The sequence below is a fragment of the Microcystis sp. LE19-84.1B genome (assembly GCF_027531875.1).
Lineage (GTDB): Bacteria > Cyanobacteriota > Cyanobacteriia > Cyanobacteriales > Microcystaceae > Microcystis > Microcystis panniformis.
Genome location: NZ_JAPZSR010000474.1, coordinates 1 through 13,688, shown reverse-complemented (window position 1 = coordinate 13,688; position 13,688 = coordinate 1). Strand labels below are relative to the sequence as shown.

The 13,688-nt window shown below is 45.5% G+C and carries 20 protein-coding genes and 2 pseudogenes; 12 read left to right on the top strand and 10 right to left on the bottom strand.

Annotated elements, in window-relative coordinates:
• Window positions 1-174: 174 nt before the first annotated feature.
• The 5 genes from O9324_RS26395 to O9324_RS26375 all read left to right on the top strand — a co-directional run bounded on the left by O9324_RS26395 (window position 175) and on the right by O9324_RS26375 (window position 5,224).
• Window positions 175-348, top strand: a complete 174-nt coding sequence (locus O9324_RS26395) for an ABC transporter permease family protein (RefSeq protein WP_288141759.1) — start codon at window positions 175-177, stop codon at window positions 346-348.
• 31 nt (window positions 349-379) lie between these two features.
• Window positions 380-1,420: a taurine ABC transporter substrate-binding protein gene (locus O9324_RS26390; protein WP_287630317.1), complete on the top strand. Its 1,041-nt coding sequence runs from the start codon at window positions 380-382 to the stop codon at window positions 1,418-1,420.
• A gap of 13 nt (window positions 1,421-1,433) precedes the next feature.
• Entirely contained in the window at window positions 1,434-2,258 is an 825-nt protein-coding gene (locus tag O9324_RS26385; RefSeq protein WP_287630318.1) for an ABC transporter ATP-binding protein, read from the top strand.
• A gap of 308 nt (window positions 2,259-2,566) precedes the next feature.
• The gene (locus O9324_RS26380) at window positions 2,567-4,087 is read left to right on the top strand and encodes a YegS/Rv2252/BmrU family lipid kinase (RefSeq protein ID WP_288141758.1); all 1,521 of its coding nucleotides are present in this window, start codon (window positions 2,567-2,569) and stop codon (window positions 4,085-4,087) included.
• Between the two features lie 30 nt (window positions 4,088-4,117).
• Complete coding sequence (locus O9324_RS26375; protein ID WP_288141757.1) at window positions 4,118-5,224, top strand: EcsC family protein; 1,107 nt, start codon at window positions 4,118-4,120, stop codon at window positions 5,222-5,224.
• Between the two features lie 15 nt (window positions 5,225-5,239).
• On the opposite strand, the gene O9324_RS26370 is transcribed toward O9324_RS26375, so the two are convergent.
• From O9324_RS26370 to O9324_RS26345, 6 genes are all read right to left on the bottom strand, one after another.
• A complete protein-coding gene (locus tag O9324_RS26370) occupies window positions 5,240-6,529 on the bottom strand; it encodes a threonine/serine exporter family protein (RefSeq protein ID WP_288141756.1) in 1,290 nt (429 codons plus the stop codon).
• Between the two features lie 213 nt (window positions 6,530-6,742).
• Entirely contained in the window at window positions 6,743-6,952 is a 210-nt protein-coding gene (locus O9324_RS26365; RefSeq protein ID WP_288141755.1) for a BrnA antitoxin family protein, read from the bottom strand.
• Entirely contained in the window at window positions 6,939-7,250 is a 312-nt protein-coding gene (locus O9324_RS26360; protein WP_288141754.1) for a BrnT family toxin, read from the bottom strand. Before O9324_RS26360 ends, O9324_RS26365 begins: the two co-directional genes overlap by 14 nt.
• A 341-nt stretch (window positions 7,251-7,591) precedes the next feature.
• The gene (locus O9324_RS26355; protein WP_287630325.1) at window positions 7,592-7,810 is read right to left on the bottom strand and encodes a hypothetical protein; all 219 of its coding nucleotides are present in this window, start codon (window positions 7,808-7,810) and stop codon (window positions 7,592-7,594) included.
• Between the two features lie 123 nt (window positions 7,811-7,933).
• Window positions 7,934-8,137 carry a hypothetical protein gene (locus O9324_RS26350; RefSeq protein WP_185240554.1) on the bottom strand — a complete coding sequence of 68 codons (204 nt, stop codon included), beginning with the start codon at window positions 8,135-8,137 and terminating at the stop codon, window positions 7,934-7,936.
• Complete coding sequence (locus tag O9324_RS26345) at window positions 8,130-8,705, bottom strand: ATPase (protein ID WP_288141753.1); 576 nt, start codon at window positions 8,703-8,705, stop codon at window positions 8,130-8,132. Before O9324_RS26345 ends, O9324_RS26350 begins: the two co-directional genes overlap by 8 nt.
• A gap of 208 nt (window positions 8,706-8,913) precedes the next feature.
• On the opposite strand from O9324_RS26345, the gene O9324_RS26340 reads away from it, so the two are divergent.
• The 7 genes from O9324_RS26340 to O9324_RS26310 all read left to right on the top strand — a co-directional run bounded on the left by O9324_RS26340 (window position 8,914) and on the right by O9324_RS26310 (window position 11,707).
• Window positions 8,914-9,252, top strand: coding sequence for a two pore domain potassium channel family protein (locus O9324_RS26340; RefSeq protein ID WP_185240552.1), 339 nt, complete (start codon window positions 8,914-8,916; stop codon window positions 9,250-9,252).
• 89 nt (window positions 9,253-9,341) lie between these two features.
• Window positions 9,342-9,689, top strand: coding sequence for a type II toxin-antitoxin system RelE/ParE family toxin (locus tag O9324_RS26335; protein WP_216628830.1), 348 nt, complete (start codon window positions 9,342-9,344; stop codon window positions 9,687-9,689).
• A complete protein-coding gene (locus tag O9324_RS26330; RefSeq protein WP_287629882.1) occupies window positions 9,686-9,970 on the top strand; it encodes a hypothetical protein in 285 nt (94 codons plus the stop codon). Before O9324_RS26335 ends, O9324_RS26330 begins: the two co-directional genes overlap by 4 nt.
• Window positions 9,971-9,999: 29 nt before the next feature.
• A complete protein-coding gene (locus tag O9324_RS26325) occupies window positions 10,000-10,329 on the top strand; it encodes a DUF6883 domain-containing protein (RefSeq protein WP_002765845.1) in 330 nt (109 codons plus the stop codon).
• Between the two features lie 6 nt (window positions 10,330-10,335).
• Complete coding sequence (locus O9324_RS26320) at window positions 10,336-10,596, top strand: DUF4926 domain-containing protein (protein ID WP_002765844.1); 261 nt, start codon at window positions 10,336-10,338, stop codon at window positions 10,594-10,596.
• Between the two features lie 22 nt (window positions 10,597-10,618).
• A complete protein-coding gene (locus tag O9324_RS26315; RefSeq protein WP_002756985.1) occupies window positions 10,619-10,846 on the top strand; it encodes a hypothetical protein in 228 nt (75 codons plus the stop codon).
• Window positions 10,847-11,116: 270 nt separating this feature from the next.
• A complete protein-coding gene (locus O9324_RS26310) occupies window positions 11,117-11,707 on the top strand; it encodes a PEP-CTERM sorting domain-containing protein (protein WP_288141752.1) in 591 nt (196 codons plus the stop codon).
• An 84-nt stretch (window positions 11,708-11,791) separates the two neighbouring features.
• Here O9324_RS26310 and O9324_RS26305 read toward each other — a convergent pair.
• The 4 genes and pseudogenes from O9324_RS26305 to O9324_RS26290 all read right to left on the bottom strand — a co-directional run.
• A pseudogene (locus O9324_RS26305) lies at window positions 11,792-12,145 on the bottom strand (HepT-like ribonuclease domain-containing protein).
• Window positions 12,135-12,425, bottom strand: a complete 291-nt coding sequence (locus O9324_RS26300; protein WP_043996430.1) for a nucleotidyltransferase family protein — start codon at window positions 12,423-12,425, stop codon at window positions 12,135-12,137. The pseudogene O9324_RS26305 and the gene O9324_RS26300 overlap by 11 nt, the downstream one beginning before the upstream one ends.
• Window positions 12,426-12,693: 268 nt before the next feature.
• Entirely contained in the window at window positions 12,694-12,996 is a 303-nt protein-coding gene (locus O9324_RS26295) for a type II toxin-antitoxin system VapC family toxin (protein WP_288141750.1), read from the bottom strand.
• A gap of 103 nt (window positions 12,997-13,099) precedes the next feature.
• Window positions 13,100-13,546 (bottom strand): annotated as a pseudogene (locus tag O9324_RS26290) (RNA-guided endonuclease InsQ/TnpB family protein); the annotation flags it as partial.
• Between the last annotated feature and the right edge of the window lie 142 nt (window positions 13,547-13,688).

Genomic DNA, 13,688 nt, shown 5'->3' with positions numbered 1-13,688 from the left:
GTAGAGGAGTCTATTTATACTACCACTTACTTTGCTTCGGGATGAACCCGAGTCAGTCTGGGTCGCTGAATCCTTTATTGGGTAAGCTTTTCAACCTGTTTGACACTCTCTTACTCGAAAAAATGAGCGAACGGTGAGATCGGGGTTTCCTATTCCACCCTAGTGGCGGCCGAAATGGTCGCCGCTACTTCGGGTATCGGTTGGATGGTACTTGATGCCAGTAAATTTCTCCGCAGCGATGTCATTTTCGTCGGCATTACCATCATGGGGTTGGTCGCCATAGCGATCGACGCAGTGATCCGTTGGATAGAGAAAACCCAATTGCCCTGGATTGGTCGCGACACGTGAGTTTTTTTTAGTGATTGTAACGAGATATCTTATGCGTTTGAAACGTCGAGAAGTATTGTTAGGTTTATTGGGCGCGAGCTTACCTTTGGTCGTCTCTAGCTGTGTCAGCGAGAAGACCGGGAGTTCTTCTAACCCGTCCCCCCCCACAACCGGAACACTTCCGGAAAAAATCCGCATCGGCTATCAGGTGATCCCCAATCCCGAACTACTCGCGAAAGCCTTGGGACTGGCGGACAAAGCCTTTCCTGATGCCAAGGTAGAATACATCAGCTTCGATTCGGGACGGGACGTGAACACCGCAATCGCCGCAAAAGGAATCGATTTCGGGGCGTTGGGTACGGTTCCCGCCAGCGTGGGTATCGCCAGTGGATTACCCTATCAGGTGTATTTTATCCTCGACGTGATCGGCGCGGCGGAGGCGTTGATCGTGAAGAAAGGCATCAAGTCGATCGCCGATCTCAAGGGCAAAAAAGTGGCCACTCCCTTCGGTTCTACTGCTCATTTCTCCTTGGAATCCCTACTGGCGCTGGAAAATATTCCCGAGAAGGACGTGAAGATATTGGATCTACAACCCCCAGATATCGTCGCCGCTTGGCAGCGGGGCGATATCGACGCGAGTTACGTCTGGCAACCGAATCTCGGTAAACTCCAGAAAGACGGGGGAACGGTACTGATATCCTCGGCCGATCTCGCCCAAAAAGGCATTATCACGGCGGATCTCGGGGTGGTGCGAACGGAATTCGCCGGACAGTACCCCGAGGTGGTGAAGCGATATATCGCCGTGTTGGATGAGGCGGTTAAGACATACCGGAGCGATCCGGAAAACGCGATCAAAGCTTTAGCTAAGGAACTGAATATCACACCGGAGGAAACGGCCGCCGCGGTCAAAGAGTTGATCTGGTTGGATTCGAGCGAACAGCGATCGCCGAAATATCTGGGGACGACCGACAATCCGGGTGACTTCGCCAGAATCCTTAAGGAATCGGCAGATTTCGCGGTCAGCCAGAAAAAAATCACCAGTGCGCCCGATCTGGCCACCTTTCAAAAAAGCCTCCTTACCAAAGCCCTCTAGTTTCTGAAAATCCATGAGTTACTCTTTTGATCCGAAAACTATCTCCGATACCCTGACGCGAGAAGTGAGCGTTTGCGAACTAGCCAACGTCGGTGTTACCTTCGGCTCAGGTAGCGAAGGAAATGAAGTCTTGCGGGACATTAATCTAAGCTTGTTCGCAGGAGATTTCGTCTGCGTGTTAGGCTCTTCTGGGTGCGGTAAGACGACGTTATTACGGGTCTTGGCTGGCTACCAACGGCCGACGACGGGAATGGTCACCGTTGCGGGGAAACGACATACCGAACCTGATCCCGATGTGGGGGTCGTGTTTCAACGTCCTAACCTGTTCCCTTGGTTAACGATCGCCAAAAATATCGAATTTGGCCCAAAAATGAAAGGAGTGAGCGATCGGGAACGAAAACAAAGGGTATCCGCCACTTTGGAGATGGTGGGACTCTCGGAAGCGGCGAATTTCTTCCCCTATCAGCTTTCCGGGGGGATGCAACAACGATCAGCGATCGCCCGTACCCTAGCCGCCGAACCAGCGATTATTCTCATGGACGAACCTTTTGGCGCACTCGACGCGCTCACCCGCGAATCGATCCAAACCCATCTCAGAGGCATTTGGCAGAGAACAGGGAAAACGATCTTTTTCATCACCCATGACGTGGAAGAGACTCTCTTACTCGCCACCCGCATCGTTGTCCTCCACGCTCGTCCCGGTCGCGTGGTTAAGGATATCGTCAATCCTTTTGCCCACCGTGACCACGAGGTAACCCCGGCTTCTTTGCGGCTATCCCGAGAATTCCTAGAGATGCGACAGAATTTGGTTGATAGTATTCGCAGCGACGAGATATAGTCACTTGATCCCTTTAGGGATTTCAATTTCTCGCTCTATTGTTCAATCATTACAGTTTATAAGTAAGTAGTTATAATTAAATTGAAGATAGATTTTGCGTCTGATCCCCCCTGTCCCCCTTGATAAGGGGGGTGCCGATCCCCCCTTAATCCCCCCTTGATAAGGGGTGCCGATCCCCCCTTAATCCCCCCTTGATAAGGGGGGTGCCGATCCCCCCTTAATCCCCCCTTGATAAGGGGGGTGTCTGAGAACTTTTAACACCTACCTACTCAATCACTTTTGAACAAATCACTCATTAGCCGCTAATCATGTTTGCCAGTATTATCCCGCAACCCAGCAGTAGGCTAAAGCGAGCGCGAGCCTTCCGCCGTGCCTCCCTGATTTTTAATCCCGTCTCAGGACAGGGCAATGCCGAAGCACAACTAGCAACGATCAAAGACTTATTGGAACCCCATATCGCTCTCACCATTTACCTCACCTCTTTAGAAGCAGCAGCCGAGCAGCTGACCCGTGAAGCGGTGGCACAAGGTACTGAATTAATTATTGCTTCTGGGGGCGATGGAACGGTTTCAGAGGTAGCGAGTGTTCTTATCGGCACAGGCATCCCTTTAGCAGTGATTCCTCGCGGTACAGCCAATGCTTTTGCCAACGGATTAGGATTGCCCACCACCATCGAAGAAGCCTGTATTGCCATTTTACAGGGAGCGACCCTGACGATTGATACAGCCCGCTGTAACGACAGAGCCATGCTGCTGCTGGCGGGTATTGGTTTCGAGGCGGAAACAGTACAGGAAGCCGATCGAAAATTAAAAAACGAATTTGGTATTCTGGCTTATATTTTAGCGGGACTTGACCGCTTACAAAATCTCGTACCTTTTACGGCGGAAATTACCACAGAAAATGAGAAATTTACTGTCTCTGCCGCTGCTGTCACGGTGGCTAATATTGCCCCGCCTACGTCAATTTTGGCTCAGGGAGTCGGTCAAACCAAGCCAGACGATGGTTTATTAGACGTGACGATTCTCACCCCCAGCGATGCCCTAGAAGCCCTAGCCAACGCGATCGAGTTATTTGAAAGTGGACTGATTCACCAACCAACAGAAAGCCACCATATCGGCTATCTGCGAGCCAAACAAGTGCAAGTGACAACCAATCCCCCCCAAGCCATTACTATTGATGGGGAAATGGCGGGGGAAACTCCCACTACTTTTGAGATTGTTCCTGCCAGCCTAACAGTGGTCACTTTCTATGAACAAGTTATTCAAAAAAGGTTACGCGGCTTGCTCGATTTAACAGTTGCAGAAGAAACACAAGTGGAAGTCCTCGTCGTTAAATACTATGTTCCTCCTCTCAATTGGGAAAGGACTTTAACTAAAGTCATCGCTGAAGTAGCAGAGACATCTATTGCTTGGTGGGAAACCTTCAGAAGAGCAAGCATCGAAGTGGGTGAACTCCTGATTAAAAGCCTCCATCAAACCTTAGCAGCAGTAGCAAAAAGCATTGATCAACTAGGAGAATCCTTGCTGCTATCTAATCGAGCAGAAGTGGAGCAGTTAGAAGAATCTATCCCGATGGGGGAAACTTTTCCGCTATCGACTGCCCCGGAAATTGTCCATCAAATTGCCGGACGAATTCGCTGGCGGATTCCTCGACTGCGGAAAGATGCTGACTATGCCGCTCAACTCCAGCAAATACTAGAGTCGGTTGAGGGAGTGACGGAGGTTAAGATTAATTCCATTGCAGCTTCCCTCGCAGTTAGTTATACCGAAGATAGCTTGTCAGTTAAAGAGTTTGAACAGAAAATTAAACTAGCAATGGCACAAGTTTAAAAAGTCAATAATAAGGGGAAGTTGAGTCAGATGTTAGAAGTAGAATATCAAGTGATTCATGCGGTTCCAGGGCGCGTTCGCTTGCGTGTTCCTCGACTGCGCCAAGATGAGTATTATGGACTGAAAGTGCAGGGTTTATTGGAGGCAATAGAACCGGTAATTGAGGCTCAAGTATTTCCCGTCAATCAGGCTTTGATTGTCCAATATCAAAGAGCTGCTTTCTCTCAAACTCAGTTACAGCAACAATTAGCAACAATCCTTGAGCAAGCTTTAGCTTACCAACCAACTCAGCCCCTGGCGATTAAATTGCCGGGGTATCAGTCGAATGGTTTAACTCTCTACGAACTTGCTCAAGCTCATAAAATTAAGCGTTGGTGGTTAGAAATTCCTAATTTTTTAACAACTTTAATTGCTAGATTGTTGGGTGTATTTGGGCAGTTTACTGATTGGCTTATTCCAGAAAAATGGATCAATGAGACATTAAATTTGTGCGATCGCCTAGCGGAAAAATGGCAAGAAGAGTGGGATCAATTGAAACACCTAGCTGGAGTTGAGAAAGATCACGACTGGCAAAAAGTCTCCTTAGCAGATTGCGATCACTTAGCGAAGAAAGTCCAGCAAAAAACCTTGGCAACTGCTGAAGTGGAAGGGACAATTGCCGGTTTGATAGGAGTTATCGGAGTAATTGGCGAAATCCCACTGTCAATAGTTCAATCTCTGCAAACTATTCAGAGAATTGGCTTGTGTTATGGTTACTCGACCACAACGGAACAGGAGCGGAATTTTGCTTGGATTATCTTAGCAGCAGCTACCGCCCAAACTCCAGAGGCTAAATGGCAAGCGGTGGATAATTTGAGAGACAGTCACAGGCAATTTTCTCGCCAAGCTTTTGACAATTTTCTCACTGAAATCGGCGACAAAGGTGCAATCTCGCTGGCAGCTGAAACGATTTTCCAGCAAGCGACTATCTATTTAGCTCCCAGTTCAGTAGGTGGGGCAATTCCTTGGTTAGGTGCTATCTCTAGCGGCGTTGGTTTGAGTTTATTTCTCAATCAAGTGGCGGATGCCGCTCGCCGTGCCTATCAAATGCGTTGGCTGCTGGATAATCAGAAGCTTTCTTTGGCTCTAGCGAACTGAAGAACCGAATTGCTCCTAAAAATTGGGTTGGCGTTGAAACCGTAAAAGGATAGGTATGGCTAACCCAATGGGAATAGCTAAAGTCATTAAAAAAGCTTTTGTCATCATGCCTAGGGTGGTGGCAAGTAATAAAGAACTGGCATTCTCTGGTATGGTCATAATCTGAATTAAGCCGCTTGCTGCTTGAAACGCAAAGATTCCTGGTACTATTCCCACTACCGCCCCAAAAGCGATTACAGCCGGTGGCGCGTGAAAACGATGAGAAAAATAAAGCGCCATGGTCCCCACAACAGCAGAAGCAATTAAATTACCCCAAATAATACCCGGTCCATGGTCAATGCACAACCATCTTACTCCATGTCCCACCATGCCACAGATAATGCAAGCCCATAACATTTTCGGCGGCACATTAAAGAAAATGGCGAATCCCATAGCCGCTAATCCCGCAAAAATCACATCTTCAAATAGAGGTAAGGGAGAAACAGGATTACTGACAGGTAGTAAGGCGTTTGTAACCGTTGTCGAGAGAAGTAAACCAAAGGCGATTGAACTAAGAATTACTAAACTATACTCTAGACGTGCCATGCCCATGGGAATATGATTCTCGACTAAATCTAAGACTCCATTAATCAGATGAACCCCCGGTACTAACATCATCGACGGGATGAGAAAACAGATATTAGGAGTAGAAGTCCATCCCAGTTGAATTGCTATTCCCCCGATACATCCCCCCAAAAAAGCAGCTAGAAAATTAAGTAAAAAAGGATTAAAATGCCTTTTCCCCAGTTCTTGCCGTAAGATAACGCCCACTGCTGTGGCAATTCCCGTAATCACAAAGGAAGCCCAGTCTCCCTGAAAAATACGGGCTAAACTTGCCCCTGTAAGGCCTAACATCAGAATAATGAACCAGCGAGGGTAATAAATAGGGGGATATTTATCGATCTTTTCTAATTTCTGGATTAACTCGGTCAAGGTTAAACGATTTTGCTGAAACTTTTCGATCGATAAAAAAACCTGAGTAATTAAAGCCATATTAACGGCAATGCTGGTGATGGGGCGACTAAAGTGTGAGGAATATTCATTTTCACTCTTGACAGTTAGTTTAATGGCTTCATATTCACAATATATCCGGACTTCTACCCCGAATTTTTCCGCTAATTGCTGAATGGTTTGATGCACTCGTTCGGTGGTGGTACTGTGCTGCAATAAGATGCGGCCAGTTAACAGCATCAGGTGAAAATAATCAGGAAAAGACGGAGATTTAGGGGATAAATAGGATTTTGAGGTCGAAGGATCGCACTCCACTTTGGTTTTTCTCCCTTTTTAATTAGAAATTAGACTTTGCAAAAAAACTATACCTGTGTCATCATACCGCACCTACATCTAAAAGAGTTGACTCTTCCAAAATGATGGAGGAAACTGTATAGCTTGCATTATGAACTTGAGGTGGCGTGAATTCTGCTTAAGGCCAAACACTTATGGCTCAAGTAAAGGTTTTCTATGAACCGGAAATCGGAATTAACAATTATGTTCTAGCATATATTTTTTTAGTACGGCATTAATTAAAGTCTGATATTTTTGGGGAGATTGCTGTTTATACCAAGCAACAACTGAGGGATCAAGCTGAAGAGTTACAGGAACTTTTAGAGGAGAATTAACAGTAGCTTCTTGCCAAAATTCGGCATCAGTAGCAGGTAAATCTGAATAATCTATATCAGAATCTTTCATCTGACCAAGGATCTTTAATTGTTCCTCTTTCGACATACTCATAATAAATTCTCCTTTCCTCTGCATTAGCGCGTCTTGTAGATATAAGCCGTATTTTCTGTTCTCGTAGAGTGTACACTGCAACTAGGACAAATTCTCCTAAAAGTCCCAAAGCGATTAATCTTTCTTCGCCGTAGTCTCTGCGATTATCAGGTTTTGACATCCAGACTCCTGAAAAGATTTCCTTGGCAAAATCAAAGTCGATCCCGTGTTTTTCAATATTGATGTTGTTCTTTTGGTCATCCCACTCGAACTCCATAACCTAAGAAATTATACTGCGATCGCCAGCGATGTATAATACACCCTCCCAACTACCAAGATAACCTGTAGTCTGGAAATCATGCCCACTGGGGAGATGCAAGGCTTAACAACAGTTAATCAATAATTACCTAACAATGTTAGCGAAATTTTGAACCCTATTACCGAATCCTACACACCGCGCCACAATCCCTCACGGAAGGCAGTAGGTCGCCTGAGAAGCAGTAAAACAGAGAAAAACACCTGAAAATCCTTCCTCTGTGACTTTTAATCTCATCCTGCTCTCCTTTTCCGGTTTGAAAGAATATCTGTTTGGAGTTCGGAATTCGGAGTTATTACCTTCTAACTCCTAACTCCTAACTCCCCATCATTGATGCTTTTCTTTTGTTGAACGTAGCTCTGAAAATCGGCGAGGGTCAGTTCATCTAACCACTGGTGTCGCTCGGCAGTGTAATCTCCATAGCCGACTTCCAATTGTTGCAGGAAGCGGAGCATTCCCACCACCCCTAAAGAGTCAACTAAAGCTTGATATCCTTGTTTTCTCAGTTCAGCTAATTTCATTGCCATCCTCCTGTGAGGTAAATATAACTGAGTTAGGTTTTTGCGCCCTCGTTCGTAGCGGCGGCGGATGACTTACCTCCATGCCAGACCGAATGAGGGTAGTAGTCAGTTTATTCAGTTGGATTAGGGGGCAATCTCTACTTGCGGAGTAGTTTTCTTGTCATCTTTTGGCGGGATTTGGTCAGCAGTTAAAGTCACGATTTGTCCATCTTTAAGAAGACTAATCGATTCTCCTAATCTTCGATGTCTTTCTATCGCTTCGGCAATAGCGGCTCTTACTCCTGTGTCAATTTGCTCAGATAATTTGTCAGAGATTCTTTTAGTCATTGGTTTCTGAGGTTATTTGTTGCCAGAGCGGGGGGGAATAAATAATCGGTTGTTGCTTGAGTGGGCGTTCAGCCACTAAGAGCGGGTCATCCCTAGAATTATCATAGACAATCCACTTATCGCACAGAGGTAAATATAACTGAGTTAAGTTTTTGCGCCCTCGTTCGTAGCGGCGGCGGATGAATTCTTCAGGGATATTATGTCCCCCGCTTTCTACTCGCCTGTGAACTCTTTCAATGGCTAATCCCGGGGTTTGTAGCCAGAAGTAAATCAAGTTAATTGTATATCCTTGACTTTTACAGCCTCTCAAAAAAGGGGCAAAGCTTCGGGCGGCTAAGGTCGTCTCAAAGGCAAAATCGGCTCTTTCTTGAACCAGGGTGTCTAGACGATCTAACATTAAACGTCCCGCTTGTCTGGCAACAGATTCAGGGTTAAAAGGCGATAGTCCAGAAGCAATCTCATCGGCATTGACATATTCAAAAACGTCAAGAAAATTAGGCAACAATCTCCGAGCAACAGTGGTTTTGCCTGACCCATTAGCCCCGCCGATTACATAAATATTAGGCATCAGTTATTTAAGAAAACAGCGATAGGGCATTAAGACGGCTATAGAACCAGAGTTGACTTCAGCTATTGTATCATAGAAAGGGCTGAATTTTCCTAAATGAATCTGATGATTTGCTAGACTTGAATTGAAAAGTTTAAATCTTGATGAAATTAACTCTCATCCTCCCCGTTTCTGAGTTAAACTCAAAGCCAAAGTCTTGGTTGTCTCAATGAAGCAGTCAGAATCAATTCAGGTTTTATTCGGCAGGTTTTTCACCTATCTCGGCTTGTCGGCAGTTTTCATCTTGTTAGGACTAAGTATTGGGATTATTGGCTATCACTGGACGGTCGGTTTGAGTTGGGTGGATGCCTTAGTCGAAGCGTCAATGATTCTGAGCGGGATGGGACCGATTAGCACTTTACCAACCACCAGTGCGAAGATTTTTGCCTCCCTCTATGCTCTCTTCAGTGGCTTGGTTTTTGTCCTGGCAATGGGGATTGTTTTATCCCCCGTTGTCTATAGTTTGCTCAGGCAATTTGATATTAAGAGAAAAGACTGGGAATCTTAATAGTTATCAACTTCCAATCTTAGTTCCCTGCGCTCTGAAATGCTGACATTGATGTACCATATAAGGTACAATAACTGAGGGCGTAACGATTGAAAAGACTGCCAGCCAAGTTTTTTCGCGCCGAAGGGGGAGCGGAGCCAGTCAAGGACTGGTTGAAAACTCTCAGCCGTGAAGATTGCCGGATTATTGGCAGCGACATCAAGGACGGGTCGTTTAGCTTTCCCATCGGCTTGCCCCTATGCCGTTCCCTTTCTGGCTACAAAGACCTGTGGGAAGTGCGGAGCAAGCTGACTGGCGGGCGCATCGCACGGGTCATTTTCTACATCAGCCAAGGGGAGATGATTTTGCTGCACGGCAACATCGGCGAAGTCCCAAAAAACCCCCAAACAGGAAATCGATTTAGCTCTCAAGCGCAAGAAGGAACAGGAAAAATATGACCGCTAACCCCCATACTGGCTCTGATTTCGATGATTTTCTCAAAGAAGAAGGTCTTTACGAGGACTGTAGTGCGGCGGCGCTCAAACGGGTGCGGTTGCGGCAGTTGGCTGAGGAGATGAAACGGCTCTCTCTGACCAAAACAGAGATGGCGGTGCAGATGCAGACCAGCCGGGCGCAACTCGACCGCCCCCTCGATCCGGAAAAGGCGGGCGTTTCTCTCGATACCATCCAACGGGCGGCTTCTGTGGTAGGCCGCCAATTGCGAATAGAATTGCTCTGAGGGGAATCAGAAAGTTCGGAGTGCCGCAGATGAAATTACCCAACGGGGAACTGGCAGAAGTCTCGATGGAAAAACTGATTGGCTATTGCTTAAATCCAGAACATTCCAGGGGAAAAAATAAAGCCAGAGTCTTTCGCTCTCGTCTGGGAATAACTGCCGAGAATGCTGAGGTTTTGCGATCGCTCATCGAACAGGCTGCCCTGGAGGGGGAAGTTGTGCAACAAGCGGTCACGGAATTCGGCCAGCAGTTTAAAGTGGATTGGACGATACCAAAACGGGAAGGAACACAACTGCGAACTATCTGGGAAATCGGCTTAATTAATCCCAACCCTCGCCTAATTTCTGCCTTTATCAAGTGAAGTAAAATGAAAGACATCAAACTCTTAGATCCGGTTGCCATCCTCAACTCCGTCCCTCGGGAGCGATTGACTTTAGTTGAGCCAGATTATGAAGCTGTCCCCAGCTTGCCAAGCGGACAGGTGGGAACAGTGGTTGAGGTATATGAAAAAGGTTCGCGCTATCAATATTTAGTGGAATTTTCTGACAGTCAGGGGCGGGAATATGCGATGGCTATTCTGCCAGGCGATGAGCTTCTGGTCTTGCATTATGAACTGGAGGCGGCGTAAATTCTGCTTAAGGGAAAACACTATGGCTCAAGTAAAAGTTTTCTATGAACCGGAAACGGAATTACTCACTGTCTTCTGGCAATCCCCCAGAAAGGAGCAGATTTGTACTGAACTGGGGGATGGGGTGATTTTGATTAAGGATTCCACCAGTGGCGAGCCGATTGGCTTGGAAATTCTCTCCTATCGCCCTGGGGACAATCGCTTTGATGCGGTAAGCGTCGAATTGGGGCATTTGAGTCCCGTCAGTTGATATGGGTCGTTATTCGGGTTGTGGTTCCAAACTCATCTGGGCGTTGAGGAGGCATTTCTTGGTGGAAGGAGGGGATGTCCCTATTGTCCCAGGTGAGTCCGTGTCAGGGGGGGGAATGTAAAGATTTGTAAATTGTAGCTTTTGATACAGTTGTGGGGGGGGGAGTGTGTATAGTTTTGTTGTCTGCCCTTGGGGTTGGGTGCTGTTGCTTGACCTAGATGCGAGGGGGCGATCGCACTATAACCCAAAACAATAAAAGGATAAATAGCTATGAATTCATTCAAACCTCATCAACTGAAAAAAGTATTAGCAATAGCTGCTACAGCCATTGCATCTTCAAGTTTAGGATTAGCTAAAGTTGAGGCTGCCACGTCTAAGGGGTTCATTGCGTCTGATACACCGGTTACAGTTACTGGTACATTCAGTCTAGCTGCACACCCATCACAGGCTTCACCTTTTGTAACCACTGTTCTTGTTGGCACCCCTCTCAGCCAATCTGCTTCTTTGGGTCCAGACATACACGGTACAACAGGAAATGGATCTGTAACTGGTACATGGGGCGTAGATCCCATATCTGGTACATCAGGATTACTTTGGAGTCTGGTCGCAAATATAGCACCTGGTCAAGCCGATCCTCCTCTTTTTGTTAGTTTTTCTACAGCAGCAGCTTTTAGTGGATCACTTAATAATCAACCTACCAGTAGCGCAGGAAGTGTAACTGCTCCTGGTATCGAACGAGTCCCCGAACCCACCTCAACCCTCAGCCTCCTCGCCCTCGGTACACTAGGAGCAGCTTCAACCCTCAAACGCAAACTGAAGTCCTCTAAATCCACCGGAAAAGAAACCACAAAAGTAGGCTAAATTGCTTCTAAAAATACGACCATTGCCACCCCTTTATTCAGTCAGTTGAAGGGGTCTATTTTTTTGCTTTCGCTTATCCAACAACTATTCTGCTTCTATTTCGCTTTCTAACACTTCTTGTAGTTGTGGCACTAAGGTCGGTAAATCTTCTTAAATAGTTGCCCAAACTCTACTTAAATTAACTTGAAAATATTCGTGAGTTGCAACATTTCTCATTCCTCCCATCAAACGCCAAGGAATAAGAGGATGGCGAGACTGAATTTCCTTTGGTACATTTCTAGTTGCTTCTCCAATAATGATAAAATCATAGAGAACCGCTTTGACAGTTGTTTGATTCTTAGCAAATTCCTCAAACGTCATTCCCTTTGTACGCTGTTCAATTTCCCTGATAGATTCTAAAATGTCTTGAAGGCGAAGTCGCCAATCTCTAGAAGGCATTGATAACATCCTCCAGCACAGGTTCTCGTAAATGTTCTCTTAAGGCATCCTGAGTTCCTAAATCCACAGAACATCCCAGAATATCTTCTAAATAATACTGTACTTGCAGAAGTTGAAAAAAACCACCTTGTCGATTAAATTCTACTAACAAGTCCACATCACTGTCCGCATGAGCTTCATCCCTGGCAACTGAACCAAATAAAGACAAAGATTTTACCCCCAGTTTTTGTAACTCTTCCCTGTGTGCGTCTAGAATTGCCAGTACCTCATCTCGTTTCATCTCTGTTTCCTTGCCTAAGCCACTTAATCTGCCAAATCTTTCCAGAATAGTTAGGGTCTGCTGAAAAAGTACGGGCGAAGCATTCGGATAGAAAATCTCCGGTTTCACCGATAGGTTATTGCCCGAATGCTTCGCCCCTACAGGACGCGGGCCGATGAAGACGCAAGGTTTTGAAGCACGATTCTCTCAAAATCTTGCACCTGTTTCACGAGAAAAGCCACAAAACCCTTACCTTGCCTACATTTCACATTGATTCAGCAGACCCTAGTTATAGTGTCCAATCTTCTAATTCTAACCCTTCAATTTTACTGAAATGCTTTTGATTGTGGGTAATTAATACTAAATTATTCGCTATAGCTACTCCTGCAATTAAGAGATCGATGTCGTCAAGAGGAGTCCCTTGTTTCCTTAAGTCGGCATAAATTCTAGCTGATATCGTCACCGATTCGTTGGTTAAAAGTAGAATTTGATTCCCTTGGGAAAATTCCAAAAACTTGTCAAGCTGTTTCTGGGCATCTCGATGTTTTAAACCACTCAAGATTTCATAATAAGTAATCAAGCTAAAACTCAATTGCCTGTATTCTTGGAGATACAAATTACAACAATGAACGACCTAGGGATGATTGCGGAAAAACAAGGAAAGAATATCAGTATCAATTGACATACTCCCACCGTCAAGCTACGCTGTGAAGGGGGATTCTTTCCACATCGCTGTTAGAAATTCCTTGCTCAACGAGACAGCTTAGATTCTCAATGTCTCCATTAAGAATCCAGAGACCGGACTCTCCCAAGGCGTTTGGGTCAGTTTCTGTTTGCCCAACAGTACCGTTGAGATAATTTCCCAAATATTGTAACCCTTTTTTAAGAATGTTGATGGCTGCATTATGATCCCTATCTAAGATTGTTTTACAATTGGGGCATTGATGAGTTCTAGTGCTTAATGTTTTTTGAACTCTCGTCCCACAAACTGAACAATCTTGGCTAGTAAAATGGGGAGGAACAGCAATACAAACAATCCGATAAATCTTGGCAAAATAATTCAACCATTCAGTGAATTGATACCAAGAAGCATCAGAAATCGACTTGGCGAGCTTACGGTTTTTGACTAAGTTTCTTATTTCTTACGGGTGCATCCCACTTAAGAGCGAGTATAAATACTCATTGAGAGAATTATGAGAGAATAGAGAGAAAAAATCGGAAAAATTTCATGTTAAACATCCCTCCAGAAGAAAAAGCGCAAGTAGAAATATATCTAACCGAGAC